The sequence below is a fragment of the Arthrobacter sp. 135MFCol5.1 genome, assembly GCF_000374865.1.
GTDB lineage: Bacteria > Actinomycetota > Actinomycetes > Actinomycetales > Micrococcaceae > Arthrobacter.
Window position 1 is genome coordinate 367,421 of record NZ_KB895452.1, and the last position, 16,668, is coordinate 384,088.

Below are 16,668 nucleotides of genomic sequence, written 5' to 3' on the forward strand. Positions count from 1 at the left end.
TTCGTTTCGCCGTCATCCTGCGCGCGCCGTCAGGAAGGCAGGGGTGTCTGCGGAGCCGGCAGCCCTATTGTCCGCTGCCGCCCCGGTGCGTGTCCTCGTCCTGGCCGTACTGCCCTGCGTTGTGCTCCTGGTTGTGGCCCGCTGCGGATTGGGTGGCCGGTTCGTTGGTGTGTTCCGGGGCGGCTGCGCCGTGCTGCGCGGCGTCAGCCGTGGGGCCCTGCGGAAGCCGGACTCCGTACTGGGGCCGGCCGTCCGGCAGGTCGGGGTACCGCACGGTGCGGACCGGCTGTGCCGGCGGCTGCCCGTCGTCATACTGTTGTCCGGCCTGTTGCTGGCTTCCGGCGCCCGGGGAGCCGTGGCCTTCCTGCGGCGGAGCTGCAGTGGGCCGCTGGCCGTAGGGGTCGTTCCACCCGGCGGGCCTGGCCGGTCCTTGGCCAGGCTGCTGTTCCTGCCCCGGCTGCTGCTGGTTCGGCTGGTTGTAATAGTCATGCTGCGTGTACGGGCCGTGCCCGGACGCCGCGTCGGAGCGGGACATCGGCAGCTGCTGCAGCAGGCGCCGGGCCTCATGGGCTGCCTCGGGAGCCACGATGACATCATAGTTCGTGGCCACTACCTGGCTGGTGGAGGTGAAGTCCCGCTTGCCGCGCTGCATGGCGTAGGTGACGATGCCGAAGAGCATGAAGAAGGCCGCACCCATCAACACCGACGTCATGATCGAGAAGTAGCCGGGCGAGGGCGCGAAGAAGGACAACATGACGCCTACGAAGAGGCCGAACCACATGCCGCTCAGTGCTCCGGAAAGGGCCACCCGGGGGTAGCTCAGGCGTCCCGTCACCCGCTCCACCATCTTCAGTTCGTTGCCCACGATGGAAACCATCTGGACCGGGAACTGCTGGTCCGCGAGGTAGTCAACCGCCTTCTGGGCGTCGAGGTAGGAGTTGTAGGACCCGACGGTGTCACCGGTGGGTACGGCCCGGGCGTCATCCGGTCCGGTGGGGCCGCCGGTCTTGGGAGCACCAAAAATGTTGGACATACACCCATTCTTGCCCATCAAGATGGGTGCTGCCTGTAAATTCAGCTAAAAGAGAGCAGACTCGGTAGCCTGTAGTGGTGAGCACAACACCTACCCGTGTCTTCGTGGCACGCCTCCTGGGCCTGGATGTCTTCGACCCCTTGGGTGACCGCCTGGGCCGGCTGCGCGATGTTGTTGTGCTGTCCAGGGGGACCCAGGGTGCGCCGCATGTGGTGGGTATCGTGGTGGAAGTTCCGGGGAAGAAGCGCGTCTTCGTGCCCATGACGCGGATCACCTCGATCGATCAGACGCAGATTATCTGCACCGGCCTGGTCAACCTGCGCCGGTTCGAACAGCGTGGAGCCGAAACCCTGGTGGTGGCGGAGATGTTCGACCGGCGGGTCACCCTCCGCGACGGCAGCGGCGACGCCACCATCGAGGACATCGCGATCGACCAGCACCGGTCCCGGGACTGGTTCGTCAGCAAGCTCTTTGTCCGGCGCGGCCACTCGCTGTCCCCTTTGAGCCGCTTGCGCCGCAATGAAACCCTGATCATTGACTGGGCGGACGCCCAGCAGGGAGCACGCACCGAGCCGCAGGCAGCCACGCAGTTCGTGGCCAACCACGAAGACCTCAAGCCCGCAGACTTTGCCGAGGCATTGCAGGAGATGAGCGACAAGCGCCGTTTCGAAGTTGCCAGCGAACTGCAGGACGAGCGGCTGGCCGACGTCCTCCAGGAGCTTCCCGAGGACGATCAGGTGGAAATCCTCTCCGCGCTGGATGTCCAGCGCGCCGCCGACGTCCTTGAGGAAATGGACCCCGACGACGCCGCCGACCTCCTGGGCGAACTCCCTTCCGCCCAGGCCGAGGAACTCCTCCAGCTGATGGAGCCCGAAGGCGCCGAGGACGTCCGCCGCCTGCTCGAATACGACGAGGACACGGCCGGCGGCCTGATGACGCCCGTGCCCGTGATCCTGCCGCCGGAAGCCACGGTGGCCGAAGCCCTGGCCCATGTGCGGCGGGAGGAGCTCTCCCCTGCGCTGGCGTCGTCGATCTTCATCGCCCGGCCGCCGCTCGAGACCCCCACCGGCCGCTTCCTGGGCGTGGTGCACATCCAGCAACTGCTCCGTTTCCCGCCGTTCGAGGCACTGGGCAACCTGGTGGACAAGAACCTCGAGCCTTTGTCCGACCAGGCCCACATCAGTGAGGTGGCCCGGACCCTGGCCACCTACAACCTCAACTCCCTCCCGGTGGTCAACGACGCCGGCCGGCTTGTGGGGGCGGTGACTGTTGATGACGTATTGGATCACTTGTTGCCGGACGACTGGCGCGCCCACGATGGCGAAGCCCCGATAAGAAAGCTCGGTGGCCGCATTGGCTGATAACAGCGCCCCGAAGAACCCCAACCAGCGGAGCCTGGCCAACGCGGAAGCAAAAGGCAGCCTCGACACACCCCTAAGCGCCCGTCAGCGGATCCTGCCCAAGTTCAAGCCGGATCCGGACGCATTCGGGCACGCCACCGAGGGTTTTGCCCGGTTTATGGGCACGCCGCAGTTCCTGGTGTACATGACGGTGTTCTGCATCTTCTGGTTGGGCTGGAACACCTGGGCGCCCGTCGAGTGGCAGTTCGACTCGAGGGACCTCGGCTTCACCCTGCTGACCCTGATGCTGTCGCTGCAGGCTTCCTACGCGGCACCCCTGCTGCTGCTCGCGCAGAACCGCCAGGACGACCGCGACCGCGTCTCGCTGCAGCAGGACCGGCAGCGCGCCGAACGCAACCTGTCCGACACCGAGTACCTCACCCGGGAGTTGGCCTCCCTGCGGATCGCGCTGCGTGAAGTAGCCACCCGTGACTACGTCAGGGCGGAGTTGCGCTCACTCCTGGAGGACATGTTGGAAGCCCAGGAGGAACTCCGGACCCACGACGACTCCGGCCCCGGTTCCCATGAGTCACCGCGGGACAAGGTCAAGGACAAACTGCGTGAGCAGAGGGACCGGCAGCGTGGCCCGCGGACCCAGCAGATCCCCCGGGTCAAGCCCGGCCATTCCACCAACGAACGCTAGGCCGGATCATCCGGCTGCACTTCGCCGCACCAGCACGAAAGCCGAGGCCCCTCACGTGAGCGTCCCCATGGATCCGGCACCATCCAGCAACTCCCCGCTGCTCCAGGCCGTCACCCACGCCCTGGCAACCGTTATTGACCCTGAGCTCCGCCGCCCGATCACCGAACTGGGGATGGTGGACTCCGTCCAGGTGTCCGACGACGGCCGGGTCACCGTCGCAGTCCTGCTCACCATTGCGGGTTGCCCGCTGCGGGACACGATCACAGCCGATGCCCGCAAGGCCCTGTCCGCGGTCCCCGGCGTCACCGCCGTCGACGTCGACCTGAAGGTCATGGACCAGGCCCAGCGGGATGCGCTCAAGGAGAAGCTGCGCGGCCCCGGCGGCGCACGCACCATCCCGTTCAACCAGCCCGAGTCGCTGACCAAGGTCTATGCGGTGGCCAGCGGCAAGGGCGGGGTGGGGAAATCCTCGGTGACCGTAAACCTTGCCACCGCCTTGGCTGCCCGGGGCCTGCGCGTGGGCATCGTGGACGCGGATGTCTACGGTTTCTCCGTCCCCGCCTTGATGGGCATCACCCAGGCTCCCACCCAGGTGGATGACATGATCCTTCCCCCGGTTGCCTATGGTGTGAAGGTCATCTCCATCGGGATGTTCGTCACCGGGAACCAGCCTGTCGCCTGGCGGGGACCCATGCTGCACCGGGCCCTGGAGCAATTCCTCACGGACGTCTACTTCGGCGACCTGGACGCTCTGTTCCTGGACCTTCCCCCGGGGACCGGGGACATCGCCATTTCGGTGGCGCAGTTGCTGCCCAAGGCCGAGATCCTGGTGGTCACCACGCCCCAGGCTGCGGCAGCGGACGTGGCCGAACGCGCGGGTGCGATCGCAGCCCAGACCGGCCAGAAGATCGCCGGTGTCATTGAGAACATGTCGTACCTGGACACGCCCGGCGGCGGCAGGATGGAACTCTTCGGAAGCGGCGGCGGGACAGTCCTTACCGGGCGGCTCAGCACCACGCTCGGCGTTCCGGTGCCCCTGCTGGGCCAGATTCCGCTGGATATCCAACTTCGCGAGGGCGGTGACGCCGGGGTTCCGATCGTGCTTGGCCGGCCCGATTCCGCGGCAGGCGTGGCGTTGGCAGGTATCGCGGCGCAGCTTGCCGCCACACCGCGGGGCCTTGCCGGGATGAAGCTGGGCCTCCAGCCCCGCTGACCAGCGCCCTAGGTGGCTTCGGTATCGAAGGGAGCGGTTTCGCCCGGGGCGAGCCGCTCCACAACCCGCTCAGGACGGGAAGGTGCGGCGTCGGCCACTGCAGCCGCGCCGGAAACCGCCGCCACCGCGGCCGGGGCTCCCGCACTGACGGGTTTGGTGTCGTCGTCGAACAGTGCTTCCTTGATGATGCGGCGGGGGTCGTACTGGCGGGGATCGTATTTCTTCCAATCGACATCGTCGATGTCGATGCCTACTTCTTCCTTGATTTGCTCACGGGCACCGGAGGCCATCCGGCGGACTTCCTTGACCAGGTTTGCCAGCTTCTGGGTATATTCGGGCAGCCGTTGGGGGCCGATCACGAGAACGCCGATGATCAGCAGAATTATGAATTCCGGGCCGTTGATACCAAACACTTTAGGAAGATTACCCTCTCCGGGCTGCCAGTGACGATTCCCGTCCGGCTGACGTGGAAACAGTCCGCGTCACGGGGTGAACAGGGCTGCGATCTTGCTGATGCCGCGCTCCAGCCGTGACTCCAGCGGCTCCCCGGACTTTCCTGCGGACGCTTCTGGAACGGAGGCCGCAACACCCTCGGTGGCAGCATCAGCGACGTTCTTGAGGATCGGAAGGGCGTCGTCGGCCCGCGCCGCAGGAAGGTCCGAGCGGTAGGTGATGGTGAGGCCGGCGGTCCGGTAGGTCGCGGACGCCGGGGTCAAGGACCACGCCTGCGACGTCCCGGCACCCGGTTTGGACGGGTGCTGCTCGGTGACCGTGGCGTGATGGGCACCGTCGGTAAGGCGCAGCTCCACCGCCGGTTGTCCTTCCACCAGCACCGCCCGTGCGGCTTCGAGGTGGAATCCCATGGCCTGCAGTTCCGGGCAGGCCCAGCCTTCAGAACGCAGCGAGGCCAGTTGGGCGGGATCCAGCGGGCGCCCATCCGTTGGGCTCTGCGAGGAAACGTGGGAAAACGCCGCCTCCGTTCCTGACGGTTCCCCCGCCACCGGATCCCCCGCTGCGGTGAACGCCCCCACGGCGAGCACGCCGGCCGCGGCCATGGTCCCTCCCGCGGTGAACGCCAGGGCCCGGGCGGCCATCCGGCTTCCGGTGGGGCCCGCGGGTGCTTCAGGCTGCGCCGCGAGTTCGTGGGTGCGCGCCAGAAGCCGTGCCGTCAGGTCCTCGCTGGCGGGCGGGACCGGCGCTTGGCGGAGGCGCTCAAGGTACTGCCGTTCCCGGCGGACAGTGGCGGCACACTCCTGGCACGCCTCGAGGTGGCTGCCGGAGCGCTGGTGCTTGCCGCCGAAAGGAAACTGGGACCTCATGCGCCGATCAGAGGATGCCCGCTATGCGCGGCATGGAGAGCTTGCGGCGTCCCTGGTGCGGGCGCGGGTCACGGTGTGCCAGCTTTTCCCGCAGCATGGTCCTGCCGCGGTGGATACGGGAACGGACGGTGCCGAGTTTGACGCCGAGCGCCTCGGCCACTGCGTCATAGGACAGGCCTTCGAGGTCGCAGAGGACGACGGCGGCACGGAAGTCCGGCGGGAGTTCCTCCAGCGCTGCCTGGACATCGAGGTCCAGGTTGTTCAGCTCGAAGCTCTGCTCGGGGCCCGGTTCGCGGCCGGGCAGCCGGGACTCGGCGTCCTCCGCCAGGGCGTCGAACCGGATGCGCGTCTTCCGGCGCGCCTGGTCGAGGAACAGGTTGGTGGTGATGCGGTGCAGCCAGCCGTCCAGGGTGCCCGGCTTGAAGTTTTCCAGTGAACGGAAGACGCGGACGAACACCTCCTGGGTGAGGTCCTCGGCGTCGAACTTGTTCCCGGTCAGGCGGTAGGCCAGCCGGTAGACCTTCGCGGAGTGATTGGTGACCACTTCTTCCCAGGTGGGACGGACCCACTCATCATCGGGATTGTTGACTGCAGGGACAGGTGCCACAACTGAAGATGACATCGTCCACTCCCCTCGTGGAATGCTAACGCCCGGATACTGTTGACATCTCTGATTCGGCGCCGGTCACCTTTTGGATGAGCGGATTCCAATCATGTCAAACTTGGCTGGGAATTTCCTGACCGCAGGGTAACTTCAGCCTTCGGCGCAACAGCCTCTTCCCGGGCCGGCGGGGCCGGACACAGTAGGCTAAAGGGGACATTCCCCCTTCACGCCCAGAAAGCGATAATTCATGAGCGCCGACAAGTCCAGCAGCTGGTCCTATGCAGAAGATCTGCCCGCTGAGGATGAGGTCATGCTTCGGGCCCGGGAACGTTCCTTTGAATTGGGCGTGAGTGCCATCAGCCCCGGTGTCGGCGCGGTCCTGACGGTCCTGGCTGCCGCGTCGAAGGCGCAGACCGCCGTCGAGATCGGCACCGGCGCCGGTGTCTCCGGCGTCTGCCTGCTGCGGGGCCTTGGCCCGCACGCTGTCCTGACCACCATTGACGTGGACGTCGAACACCTGCGCGCGGCCCGCGAGGCGTTCACCGAGTCCGGCAGTCCGGCAAACCGCACGCGCACCATTTCCGGCCGGGCCGGCGATGTCCTGCCGCGCCTCACTGACGGCGCGTATGACCTGGTCTTCATCGACGCCGACAAGCCCGGCCTGCCCGGCTACGTCGAGCAGGCCATCCGGCTCCTCAAGAGGTCGGGCCTGTTGATTATCAATGACGCCCTGGACAAGGACAAGGTGGCCAACCCGGCCGGCCGCGAGGCCACTACGGTAGTGCTGCGCCAGGTGGGAAGGGCCATCCGCGACGACGACCGGCTTGCGTCGGCGATGCTCCCCACCGGCGACGGCCTGCTGGTCGCCGTCAAGAAGTAGGCCGGAAACATGACAGGGTCCGCGGCACGAGGCCACGGACCCTGTCCGGCACGACTATTCGGTAACGCCCACCAGGCATTCCTTGAGGTTGGCTGCTTCGGCAGCGTTCAGCTCGACCACGAGGCGCCCGCCGCCTTCGAGCGGGACGCGCATGATCAGGCTGCGGCCCTCCTTGGTGACTTCCATTGGGCCGTCGCCGGTACGTGGTTTCATAGCCGCCATGAGGAATTCCCCTCCATTTTGTTCCAGGACTGATCAGCCCGGGCGGGCTGGGTCCGCATGTCGATCAAGCGGCTGTGGCGGGGTGGTGCTCCCCCGCCGAGGCTGCGCGTTTTCTGGATGCTTGTGTCCTTGCTTACTTACTATTATCGCGGATTTACCCGCACGTAGCTAATCGATGGACATTTCCGTGCGCCGGGCATTCCCGGCCTGACCTGCACGGAAGCCCCTCCCGCTAGGGCGGATAATCGCCGCCGCCAGGCAGCTGGGCCCAGGCCCACAGCCACACGATCCACACGATCTGCAACAGCACGAACATGGCCACCACGGTTCCGCGGTAAGCCCGGGACCGGGAAAGGAAGGCAGCGCCCAAGGCCAGCGGAAACAGGGGCAGCAGCATCCTGAACGTGCTGGTCTGCGGGTGGAGGAACATCAGCAGGTAGCCCATGTAGCAGGCACACCACAGCCGGAGTTCGGCACCGAGCCGCACTACCGGGGGAAGGAACAGCATCACGCCGAACAGTGCCACAAAGACCAACGGCGCCAGCAGGCCAAGGACGGGGCCGAAAAGTTCGACGCCGGTATCGAACCAGGGCTTGAACGGCACCAGGTCCTGCCCCCGCCACACAGTTTCGGTCTTGGTGTAGGCCTGTGGGTCACCCGTGGCGGCCCACGCGGCAGCAGGCCAGACCAGTGCGGACACACCTGCGACGGCGGTGAGTCCAGTCAGCGCGGCGAGGTCCCGCACCGAGTGGGATTCTTCTTCCGTTCCCGGCGCGGCGCCGCCCCGGAGACGGTCCACGGCGCGCCAGACCAGCAGCAGGCCCACCATGGCCGCGAAGGGCACGCCCACGGGCCGCGACAGGCACAGCACGAACACCACCGGCATGGCCCACAGGTATTGGCGGCGCAGCACCAGCAGGAGGGCCCACGCAAGCAGCAGGAGGGACAATGGTTCGGCGTACGGCACCTGCAGCACGGCCGAAACGGGAAAGGTCGAGAAGAACGCGACGCCCCACATCGCCTGGCCATGGTCCGCCCGCTGCCGGAACAGGACGTAGGCCAGCAACGCGGCGCCCCAGCCGGCCAGCATGGCGATCACGGTCAGCGATGCGGCGGAATTCATGCCGGTGAGGCGGCTGAGCCCGCCGGCCAGCGCGGGAAAAAGCGGGTAGAAGGCCCACGTGTTTTCCTGCACGTTTCCGGCGGCGTCCGTGGGGAGCACGGAAGGGTAGCCATCGGCGATGACCGTGGCGTACCAGCGGGCATCCCAGATGTTGATGAAATTCCAGTAGTCCGGCTTCGGCGGGAACCAGGGGTTGACGCCCTGGTGGAGCGCGGCGGCCATGAAGATGCACGCCGAGACCAGGCGGGCGGCGGCATACAGGACAGTGGTTTGGATCCACCACGGCCAGCCGCGGACGGCGGAAGCAGCCCGGAGTGCGGCAGTGTGGGCAGATGCCAGGGGGCTGCGGCGGTCCACCGTGCTCACGGGCCGCCCGTCCCCGGCACGGCGGTCCCGCGGGCGGCCTCGTCCGCGTCCGCGGAGGTGCCCGGGTCAGCCGGTGCCGGGTTCGCGGGGGCGGCCGGGCCGGCGTCGGAATCCGGTTCCGGTACGTCGCCTTCCATCGCAGCCAGCCGGCTGCGGAGCTCCGCCACTTCCCGGTTCCTGGCGGCGAGTTGGTCCCGCAGGTCCTCCAGGACCTGGTCCACCTGGTCCATCCGGTAGCCGCGCAGCCCGAGCGAGAACCGTAGTTGGTCCACGTCCTCAGGTCCGGCGTGTGCCGGCAGCAAGACCGGTGGGAGGTTTGCGGGCGGGTCCTCGAGGCCGGCACCCAGCAGTGCAGGCAGCCCGGCACCGCCGGTACCGCGGGAGCGCCGGCCCAGGCCGGCCCACAGGACCGCCGCCACCAGGACCACGGCGAGGAATACCAGAAAGAAACTCACTGTCCCATCGTGCCAGATCCATCCCGCCGGTCCGCGGCCCACGGCACGGAACCGGGCCAGGCCGTGGCCCCTGTACTACTCCGGCCGCTGCTCACCATTCATGGACGGGGTCACGGCAACGTGAAGCACACGGTCCACCGCTTCGGCGGGATCGTCAACGAGCTGGATCAGGTCCAGGTCCTTCTCCGAGACCATTCCCTCGGCCACCAGGGTGCCCCGGATCCATTCGATCATCGGCCCCCAGAATTCGACGCCAAGGAGCACGATCGGGAACGACGTCACCTTCCGTGTCTGGACCAGGACCATGGCCTCGAACAGCTCATCCAAGGTGCCCAGGCCGCCCGGCAGCACGATAAAGCCCTGCGCGTACTTGACGAACATGGTCTTGCGGGCGAAGAAATAGCGGAAGTTGATACCCAGGTCCACCCACTGGTTCAGGCCCTGCTCGAAGGGCAGCTCAATGCCCAGGCCCACGGATACGCCGTTGCCTTCCACCGTCCCCCGGTTGGCCGCCTCCATGGATCCGGGGCCGCCGCCGGTGATGACCGCCACCCCGGCCTCGGCGAGCTTGCGCCCCACCTCGACGCCCATTTCGTAGTACTTGCTGCCGGGCTTGGTGCGGGCGGAACCAAAAACGCTGACGGCCTTTCCAATGTCCGCCAGCGCACCGAATCCTTCGACGAATTCGCTCTGGATCCGCAGGACCCGCCAGGGGTCGGTGTGGACGAACTGGCCGGGGCCTTTGGTATCGAGCAGATGCTGGTCGGACATTTCCACGGCGGCCTGCTTGCGGCGCAGTTCAAGGGGCCCTTTGCGGCGTGGCTGGGTTGTCTTGGCCGGATCAGCGTTGGTACTCATTCCCCTAGGCTAACCTCCGACTCCAGGTATCTCTTGAATCACGATCGGCATGAACTTGGGGTGATTGGCGTCATAACCCACCGTTGTTCGCTAGATTCTTTCCTATGACTACTCATGTGCCCGGCGATGCCCTCGTCTCCCTGAACGCCGTTAACAAGCATTACGGCCAGCTGCACGTTCTGAAGGACATCAACCTGCAGGTCCGCAAGGGCGAGGTTGTTGTGGTCATCGGACCTTCGGGCTCCGGTAAGTCCACCCTCTGCCGCGCCATCAACCGCCTGGAAACCATTGAGGGTGGAACCATCACCATCGACGGGAAAGTCCTGCCCGAGGAAGGCAAGGAACTGGCCCAGCTCCGCGCCGATGTTGGCATGGTCTTCCAGTCTTTCAACCTTTTCGCACACAAGACCATCCTTGAAAACGTGACGCTCGGGCCCATCAAGGTCAAAGGCGTTTCCAAGACGGCCGCGGAGAAAGATGCCATGGCACTCCTGGAACGGGTAGGCGTAGGGCACCAGGCGCCCAAGCTTCCCGCCCAGCTTTCCGGCGGACAACAGCAGCGCGTCGCCATCGCGCGCGCCTTGGCAATGAAGCCGAAGGTCATGTTGTTCGATGAACCCACGTCCGCGCTCGACCCCGAAATGATCAACGAGGTCCTGGACGTCATGGTCCAGCTGGCCAAGGAAGGCATGACCATGATCGTGGTCACCCACGAGATGGGCTTCGCCCGAAAGGCTGCAGACCGCGTGGTCTTCATGGCAGACGGCCAGATCGTGGAGGACGCCACCCCGGAGGAATTCTTCAACAACCCGAAGAGCGACCGTGCCAAGGACTTCCTCTCGAAGCTCCTCACGCACTGATCCCCAAGCAACCACACTCAGTTCGCATCCAGGCCGAGAACCCAACGGCCATCAATGAAAGGAATGTCATGAAGGCATTTATGTCCCGACGAAAGTCCTTCGTCGTGGCGGCTACAGCCGCCCTCGCCCTGTCCCTTAGCGCTTGCGGTGGCGGAGACTCCGGAGGCTCAAGCAACCCGAGCCCCGTCGAGAAGCCGTCGTTCGCAGCCGGTACCACCATGGAGAAGCTGTCCTCCGCCGGCACCATCAAGATCGGCACCAAGTTCGATCAGCCGCTGTTCGGCCAGGTCGGCCTGGATGGCAAGCCCGTCGGTTTCGACGTTGAAATCGGCAAACTGATCGCCGCCAAGCTGGGCATCGCCGCTGACAAGATCGAATGGTCCGAAACTGTCTCCGCAAACCGCGAGCCCTTCATCGAACAGGGCAAGGTGGACATCGTCATCGCGACTTACACCATCAGCGACAAGCGCAAGCAGGTCGTTGATTTCGCCGGCCCGTACTACGAAGCAGGCCAGGCCTTGATGGTGAACAAGGACAACGACTCCATCAAGAAGCCCGAGGACGTCAAGGGCAAGAAGGTCTGCTCCGTAACCGGCTCCACCCCCGCTGCGACCATCGTGGACAAGTACGGCGCCGAACTGGTGCCTGCCGCTACCTACTCCGCCTGCCTGGAGCCGCTGCGCAACAAGCAGGTTGAAGCCGTTACCACTGACAACGTGATCCTCGCCGGGTTCGTTGACAAGGAGCCGGACGCTTTCAAGCTTGCATCAGAAGAAACCTTTACCAAGGAGCCTTACGGCATCGGCCTGAAGAAGGGCGACACTGAGTTCCGTAACTGGATCAACGACCAGCTTGAGTCCTTCGAGAAGGACGGTTCTTACAAGAAGGCCTGGGAAGCCACCGCAGGTTCAGTCATCAAGACTGCACCGAGCCTGCCGGCCATCAACCGCTACTGAGCAGCGTTCCATAGGTGCCGGGGCCGCCAAGCAGCCCCGGCACCACCGCCTTCACTCCGTCCACGCATACAGCCGAAGGATCTTATGGACGTCATCATTGAAAACCTGCCCTTGTATTGGGAGGGTTTTCTCCGCACTCTTTTCCTTTCCGTCGTATCGGGTATCTTCGCGCTGATCCTCGGAACGTTGCTGGCCGCAGCGCGGGTATCCCCGGTGGCGGCGTTGCGCGGTTTCAGCACCGTCTACGTGGAAGTACTCCGCAACACACCGCTGACCATCGCGTTCTTCTTCGCGGCGGTCGTGCTCCCCCGCCTCGGGGTCAAGTTTGAGCAGTTCGAGGTCGCCGCAATTATCGCCCTCAGCACGTACACGGCCGCGTTCATCGCCGAAGCTGTCCGGTCGGGCGTCAACAGCGTGCCCGTGGGCCAGGCCGAAGCAGCCCGCAGCATTGGCATGAAGTTCAGCCAAGTACTCTCGCTCATCATTCTTCCGCAAGCACTGCGGACGGTGATCCCGCCGCTGATCAACATCCTGATCGCGCTGGTGAAGAACTCATCCGTTGCCGGCGCCTTCTTTGTCCTGGAGCTGTTCGGCTATGGCCGGCAACTGGCCAACGCCAACGGTGACGCGGTCATCACAGTCCTGTTGGGCACAGCTTTCTTCTATCTGCTCCTCACCGTTCCGCTGGGAATCCTCGCCAACACGGTGGAACGAAAGGTGGCGATTGCCCGATGAGCTCCGTTCTGTATGACGTCCCCGGCCCCAAAGCACGCCGGGTTTCACTCATTGCTTCAATCATCGGCGGTCTCCTGATCCTTGGCCTGCTGGCCTGGGTGGTCATGACCTTGGCCCAGCAAGGCATCTTCGAGGGCCGCCGCTGGCAGATTTTCACCCGCGCCGATGTTTGGCGGCTTCTCGGCAACGGCCTTGGTTCGACCCTGTCCGCAGCCGCCCTGGCAGCAGTCATCGCATTTCCGCTTGGCCTGCTGCTATGCCTCCTGCGGATTTCAGACGCGGCGGTCATCCGGATACCCATGCGCATCATCCTCGAATTCCTTCGCGGTATGCCCGTTGTCCTGATGATGCTCTTTATCCTCCTCGGATTCGGTACGTCCGCATTCATCGCTGTCGTTGCCGGCCTGGTCCTCTACAACGCAGCGGTGTTCGCTGAAATCATCCGTGCCGGTATCCAGTCCCTCCCCAAAGGACAGCGCGAAGCCGGCCTGGCCATTGGCCTGACGAGCTTCAAATCCCGGATGCTGATCGAACTGCCGCAGGCGATCCGGCGCATGATGCCGTCCCTTGTAGCGCAGATGGTGGTCCTCCTGAAGGACACCTCGCTGGGTTACATCGTGGCCTACGGCGAGCTGCTGCGGGCGGTGCAGGTCATGGCGGACTTCCTGGGAACGCAGTACCTGTTCCCGATCTTCTTTGTGGCGGCAGCGATCTACATTGCCATCAACATCTCCGTGTCCAGGATTGCGGTGTGGATCGAACGCCGCGGCTCCCGGAAGGCAGCTGGCGGCGTGGCAACTGCAAACACGACGGCGGACCTTCAGGTCGGACACGCCGGACCCGTTTAGCACACCCTGAACAAAGAGCAGGTCCGCAACTACCGGGAGTTGCGGACCTGCTCTTTTTTAATACGAACAGTATTATCCGGCGAGCCAATCCTGCAGCGCCCGGAGGCAGGCGCGGATTGCGTCGGCGTATACGTGTTCGTTGTCCTTGTGTGCGAGCAACGGATCGCCCGGGCCGAAGTTCACCGCCGGGATACCCAGCTCGCTGAAGCGGGCGACGTCGGTCCACCCGTATTTGGGTTTGGGTTCAGCTCCCACGGCGGCGACGAAAGAGGCGGCCGCCGGGTGCTGAAGTCCGGGCCTGGCGCCGGCAGCCGCATCGGTGCGGACCACGTCGAAGCCGGCAAGCAGCTCACGGACGTGGGCTTCCGCCTGGTCCGGGGTCTTGTCCGGGGCGAACCGGTAGTTGATCTCCACCACGCAGCGGTCGGGGATGACGTTGCCGGCCGTACCGCCGTTGATCTTCACCGCGTTAAGGCTCTCGCGGTAATCCAGGCCGTCAACGTTGACGGTGCGTGGCTCATAGGCGGCGAGGCGGGCCAGGATTGGCGCCGCGGCATGGATGGCGTTGCTGCCCATCCAGGCGCGGGCCGAGTGGGCGGCCTCCCCCACAGTGCTGGCTTCGAACCGGCTGGTTCCGTTGCAGCCGCCTTCCACCGTGCCGTCCGTCGGTTCCAGCAGGATGGCGAAGTCGCCCTCCAACAAGTCGCCGTGGTTCCGGACCAGGCGTCCCAGGCCGCTCTTCACCGCTTCCACTTCTTCATGGTCGTAGAAGACAAAGGTGACGTCCCGCCGGGGCTGCCGGCCGCCGTCGAACAAGCCTGCCGCCAGGGCCAGCTGGACCGCCACGCCGCCCTTCATGTCGGTGGCGCCACGGCCGTAGAGGACACCCTCACCCGGAACTCCGGAGTCCCACGTCGAGGGGACCGTACCGCGGGAGCCCTCGGTCAGGGGCAGCGGGACGGTGTCCAGGTGGCCGGCCAGGATCACGCGCTCGCCCAGGCCGAGTTCGGTGCGGGCGATGATGGCGTCCCCATCACGCACCACCCGCAGCTGGGGAATCCCGGCCAGTGCGGCCTCCACAGCGTCCGCCAGTTGCTTCTCATTGCCGGACACGCTGTTGATGTCCATCACCGCTGCAGTCAGCAACGCCACGTCCTGGTGCAGGTCAAGGATGGACAGGGACGAGTCAGGGGCGGTTTCAGCAGTCACGAAGCCAGTCTAGTTCGAACCGCCTGCCCGCCCCTCGATAGACTGGAGCACATGACTGAGACCGCTTCCTCTGCCGTGCCCGAAACCCTCACCCCTGACACCGATGACCGTTCCGCCCACGGCTTTGGTGTTGCCACCATCGCCACCGGCGATGCAAGCGTCCTGGACGTCTGGTTCCCGGCACCGGCGCTTGGTGTCGCCGCCGAGAACCTCCGCTCGGTGGAGCACGCCGACGAAACCCTGACCCGCATTGCCGAGAACGGCGCAGACGAGGACCGCGGTACCGAGCAGAAGGTCGTGTTCGTCCAGATCAACCTCGATGAAGCCCCCGCGGACACCGCCGACGCCTACCTCCGCCTGCACCTCCTTTCGCACCGTCTGGTCAAGCCCAACACCATCAACCTCGACGGCATCTTCGGCAAGCTCCCCAACGTCGTGTGGACCAACTTCGGCCCCGCCGCCGTCGACGGCTTCGAACTGACCCGCGCCAGGCTCCGCCGGCGCGGCGCCGTCACCGTCTACGGCATCGACAAGTTCCCGCGGATGGTGGACTACGTGGTGCCCACCGGTGTGCGGATTGCCGACGCCGACAGGGTCCGCCTTGGTGCACACCTGGCCGCCGGCACCACCGTCATGCACGAGGGCTTCGTCAATTTCAACGCCGGAACCCTGGGGACCTCCATGGTGGAAGGCCGCATATCGGCCGGCGTCGTGACCGGCGACGGCAGCGATGTCGGCGGCGGCGCATCCATCATGGGCACCTTGTCCGGAGGCGGCAAGGAAAAGATCACCATCGGTGAGCGTGTGCTGCTCGGTGCCAACTCCGGCGTGGGTATCAGCATCGGCGATGACTCCGTCGTCGAAGCCGGCCTCTACGTCACGGCGGGCACCCGGGTGCGCATCCCCGGTCCCAAGGACGAGGTCGGCGAAGACACCACCAAGATCGTCAAGGCCGCTGAACTCTCGGGCGTGCCCAACCTGCTGTTCCGCCGCAACTCCACCACCGGCGCCGTCGAGGCGCTCCCCCGCGCCGGCCAGACCGTTGAGTTGAACGACGCCCTGCACGCCAACTGATCCGCGGGTGGGACGAAAACGCGGCCTGCGCCGCCTGGCGGTGCTGCTGCTTGCCCTCGCGCTGGCAGCGGGCGGCATCTATACCGCGGTGTACTTCGTGCAGCGTTCTGAAACCCTCGTTTCGGAACGCTGCACCGCTTCTGCGGGCAACCGCACCGGTGAGCTGGCGCCGGACCAGGCGGCCAACGCCGCCCTCATCACCGCCGTGGCGGTGCGGCGTGGATTGCCGCCCCGCGCTGCCACCATCGCCCTCGCCACTGCCATGCAGGAGTCAAAGCTGCGCAACATCGGCCACGGGGACCAAGCCGGGCCGGATTCGCGGGGGCTCTTCCAACAGCGGCCTTCCCAGGGCTGGGGCAGTGAAGCGCAAATCATGGACCCGTACTACGCCGTGAACGCTTTCTACGACGCTCTGGTGAAAATTCCAGGGTACGAGACGCTCGACATCACCGACGCCGCCCAGCGTGTCCAGCGCTCCGCCCATCCCGAGGCCTACGCCCAGCACGAGGAAATGGGGCGGGCGTTTGCCTCCGCCTTGACCGGCCAGACACCGGAGGGGGTCAAGTGCACGCTGCGCTCGGCCACCGCCCCGGGGGATGCGGCCGCGGCGGCGGGCGAACTGGAGCAGGCCTACGGCGGCGTGGATTCGCGGGCAGACGGCGCCACCCTGGTGGTGGAAGCCGACGGACCGATGGCGTGGTCCATTGCCCAGTGGGCCGTGGCCAACGCCAAGGACCTGGCAGTGACCCGCGTAGATGTTGCCGGGCGGGCGTGGCAGCGTTCAGGCGGCGAGGGCTGGCAGGATTCCACCACGGCGGCCGGGCAGGTACGCATCACGCTGCGGCAGGGCGACGGCGGCGGGTGAGCCTG

19 protein-coding genes are annotated in these 16,668 nt (G+C 65.9%); 10 read left to right on the plus strand and 9 right to left on the minus strand.

The features are described from left to right. Positions 1-64: 64 nt before the first annotated feature. Positions 65-1,033 carry a general stress protein gene (locus C563_RS0101625; protein ID WP_018760295.1) on the minus strand — a complete coding sequence of 323 codons (969 nt, stop codon included), beginning with the start codon at positions 1,031-1,033 and terminating at the stop codon, positions 65-67. Positions 1,034-1,110: 77 nt separating this feature from the next. Between C563_RS0101625 and C563_RS0101630 the strand changes: the two genes are divergently transcribed. The 3 genes from C563_RS0101630 to C563_RS0101640 all read left to right on the plus strand — a co-directional run bounded on the left by C563_RS0101630 (position 1,111) and on the right by C563_RS0101640 (position 4,289). Continuing rightward, positions 1,111-2,394, plus strand: a complete 1,284-nt coding sequence (locus C563_RS0101630) for a magnesium transporter MgtE N-terminal domain-containing protein (protein ID WP_026264267.1) — start codon at positions 1,111-1,113, stop codon at positions 2,392-2,394. Further along, a complete protein-coding gene (locus C563_RS0101635; protein ID WP_018760297.1) occupies positions 2,378-3,076 on the plus strand; it encodes a DUF1003 domain-containing protein in 699 nt (232 codons plus the stop codon). Before C563_RS0101630 ends, C563_RS0101635 begins: the two co-directional genes overlap by 17 nt. A 67-nt stretch (positions 3,077-3,143) precedes the next feature. Then, on the plus strand, positions 3,144-4,289 hold the full coding sequence (locus C563_RS0101640; protein ID WP_018760298.1) for an Mrp/NBP35 family ATP-binding protein: 1,146 nt from the start codon (positions 3,144-3,146) through the stop codon (positions 4,287-4,289). Positions 4,290-4,297: 8 nt separating this feature from the next. Here the strand turns inward: C563_RS0101640 and C563_RS0101645 are convergent, their stop codons facing one another. The 3 genes from C563_RS0101645 to sigE form a co-directional block, all read right to left on the minus strand. Continuing rightward, positions 4,298-4,702 carry a twin-arginine translocation protein subunit TatB gene (locus C563_RS0101645; protein WP_018760299.1) on the minus strand — a complete coding sequence of 135 codons (405 nt, stop codon included), beginning with the start codon at positions 4,700-4,702 and terminating at the stop codon, positions 4,298-4,300. A 69-nt stretch (positions 4,703-4,771) separates the two neighbouring features. After that, on the minus strand, positions 4,772-5,608 hold the full coding sequence (locus C563_RS0101650; protein ID WP_018760300.1) for a hypothetical protein: 837 nt from the start codon (positions 5,606-5,608) through the stop codon (positions 4,772-4,774). A 7-nt stretch (positions 5,609-5,615) separates the two neighbouring features. Further along, entirely contained in the window at positions 5,616-6,230 is a 615-nt protein-coding gene (sigE, locus tag C563_RS0101655) for an RNA polymerase sigma factor SigE (protein WP_018760301.1), read from the minus strand. Between the two features lie 229 nt (positions 6,231-6,459). Between sigE and C563_RS0101660 the strand changes: the two genes are divergently transcribed. After that, on the plus strand, positions 6,460-7,092 hold the full coding sequence (locus C563_RS0101660) for an O-methyltransferase (RefSeq protein ID WP_018760302.1): 633 nt from the start codon (positions 6,460-6,462) through the stop codon (positions 7,090-7,092). Positions 7,093-7,146: 54 nt separating this feature from the next. Here the strand turns inward: C563_RS0101660 and C563_RS22000 are convergent, their stop codons facing one another. The 4 genes from C563_RS22000 to C563_RS0101680 all read right to left on the minus strand — a co-directional run bounded on the left by C563_RS22000 (position 7,147) and on the right by C563_RS0101680 (position 10,116). Then, a complete protein-coding gene (locus C563_RS22000) occupies positions 7,147-7,314 on the minus strand; it encodes a DUF3117 domain-containing protein (RefSeq protein ID WP_009357720.1) in 168 nt (55 codons plus the stop codon). A gap of 232 nt (positions 7,315-7,546) precedes the next feature. Further along, positions 7,547-8,803, minus strand: coding sequence for a hypothetical protein (locus tag C563_RS0101670; RefSeq protein ID WP_018760304.1), 1,257 nt, complete (start codon positions 8,801-8,803; stop codon positions 7,547-7,549). Further along, complete coding sequence (locus C563_RS0101675; protein WP_018760305.1) at positions 8,800-9,258, minus strand: DivIVA domain-containing protein; 459 nt, start codon at positions 9,256-9,258, stop codon at positions 8,800-8,802. Before C563_RS0101675 ends, C563_RS0101670 begins: the two co-directional genes overlap by 4 nt. Positions 9,259-9,333: 75 nt before the next feature. Further along, positions 9,334-10,116: a TIGR00730 family Rossman fold protein gene (locus tag C563_RS0101680; protein WP_018760306.1), complete on the minus strand. Its 783-nt coding sequence runs from the start codon at positions 10,114-10,116 to the stop codon at positions 9,334-9,336. Between the two features lie 104 nt (positions 10,117-10,220). Between C563_RS0101680 and C563_RS0101685 the strand changes: the two genes are divergently transcribed. The 4 genes from C563_RS0101685 (at position 10,221) to C563_RS0101700 (ending at position 13,515) form a co-directional block, all read left to right on the plus strand. Beyond that, positions 10,221-10,976 carry an amino acid ABC transporter ATP-binding protein gene (locus tag C563_RS0101685; RefSeq protein ID WP_026264268.1) on the plus strand — a complete coding sequence of 252 codons (756 nt, stop codon included), beginning with the start codon at positions 10,221-10,223 and terminating at the stop codon, positions 10,974-10,976. A 68-nt stretch (positions 10,977-11,044) separates the two neighbouring features. Continuing rightward, the gene (locus tag C563_RS0101690; protein ID WP_018760308.1) at positions 11,045-11,932 is read left to right on the plus strand and encodes a glutamate ABC transporter substrate-binding protein; all 888 of its coding nucleotides are present in this window, start codon (positions 11,045-11,047) and stop codon (positions 11,930-11,932) included. 84 nt (positions 11,933-12,016) lie between these two features. Beyond that, the gene (locus tag C563_RS0101695) at positions 12,017-12,667 is read left to right on the plus strand and encodes an amino acid ABC transporter permease (protein WP_018760309.1); all 651 of its coding nucleotides are present in this window, start codon (positions 12,017-12,019) and stop codon (positions 12,665-12,667) included. After that, entirely contained in the window at positions 12,664-13,515 is an 852-nt protein-coding gene (locus C563_RS0101700; protein WP_018760310.1) for an amino acid ABC transporter permease, read from the plus strand. The genes C563_RS0101695 and C563_RS0101700 overlap by 4 nt, the downstream gene beginning before the upstream one ends. Positions 13,516-13,587: 72 nt before the next feature. On the opposite strand, the gene dapE is transcribed toward C563_RS0101700, so the two are convergent. Continuing rightward, positions 13,588-14,724: a succinyl-diaminopimelate desuccinylase gene (gene dapE / locus C563_RS0101705; RefSeq protein WP_018760311.1), complete on the minus strand. Its 1,137-nt coding sequence runs from the start codon at positions 14,722-14,724 to the stop codon at positions 13,588-13,590. Between the two features lie 51 nt (positions 14,725-14,775). On the opposite strand from dapE, the gene dapD reads away from it, so the two are divergent. Further along, a complete protein-coding gene (gene dapD, locus C563_RS0101710; RefSeq protein WP_018760312.1) occupies positions 14,776-15,798 on the plus strand; it encodes a 2,3,4,5-tetrahydropyridine-2,6-dicarboxylate N-succinyltransferase in 1,023 nt (340 codons plus the stop codon). A gap of 7 nt (positions 15,799-15,805) precedes the next feature. Then, positions 15,806-16,663, plus strand: a complete 858-nt coding sequence (locus C563_RS0101715) for a hypothetical protein (RefSeq protein ID WP_018760313.1) — start codon at positions 15,806-15,808, stop codon at positions 16,661-16,663. Positions 16,664-16,668: the final 5 nt, after the last annotated feature.

Bases quoted from the DNA above. Each gene is read 5' to 3' on its own strand.
- C563_RS0101625 (WP_018760295.1), bottom strand. From the start codon at position 1,033: ATGTCCAACATTTTTGGTGCTCCCAAGACCGGCGGCCCCACCGGACCG.
- C563_RS0101640 (WP_018760298.1), top strand. From the start codon at position 3,144: ATGGATCCGGCACCATCCAGCAACTCCCCGCTGCTCCAGGCCGTCACC.
- C563_RS0101650 (WP_018760300.1), bottom strand. From the start codon at position 5,608: ATGAGGTCCCAGTTTCCTTTCGGCGGCAAGCACCAGCGCTCCGGCAGC.
- sigE (WP_018760301.1), bottom strand. From the start codon at position 6,230: ATGTCATCTTCAGTTGTGGCACCTGTCCCTGCAGTCAACAATCCCGAT.
- C563_RS0101660 (WP_018760302.1), top strand. From the start codon at position 6,460: ATGAGCGCCGACAAGTCCAGCAGCTGGTCCTATGCAGAAGATCTGCCC.
- C563_RS22000 (WP_009357720.1), bottom strand. From the start codon at position 7,314: ATGGCGGCTATGAAACCACGTACCGGCGACGGCCCAATGGAAGTCACC.
- C563_RS0101680 (WP_018760306.1), bottom strand. From the start codon at position 10,116: ATGAGTACCAACGCTGATCCGGCCAAGACAACCCAGCCACGCCGCAAA.
- C563_RS0101685 (WP_026264268.1), top strand. From the start codon at position 10,221: ATGACTACTCATGTGCCCGGCGATGCCCTCGTCTCCCTGAACGCCGTT.
- C563_RS0101690 (WP_018760308.1), top strand. From the start codon at position 11,045: ATGAAGGCATTTATGTCCCGACGAAAGTCCTTCGTCGTGGCGGCTACA.
- C563_RS0101695 (WP_018760309.1), top strand. From the start codon at position 12,017: ATGGACGTCATCATTGAAAACCTGCCCTTGTATTGGGAGGGTTTTCTC.
- C563_RS0101700 (WP_018760310.1), top strand. From the start codon at position 12,664: ATGAGCTCCGTTCTGTATGACGTCCCCGGCCCCAAAGCACGCCGGGTT.
- dapD (WP_018760312.1), top strand. From the start codon at position 14,776: ATGACTGAGACCGCTTCCTCTGCCGTGCCCGAAACCCTCACCCCTGAC.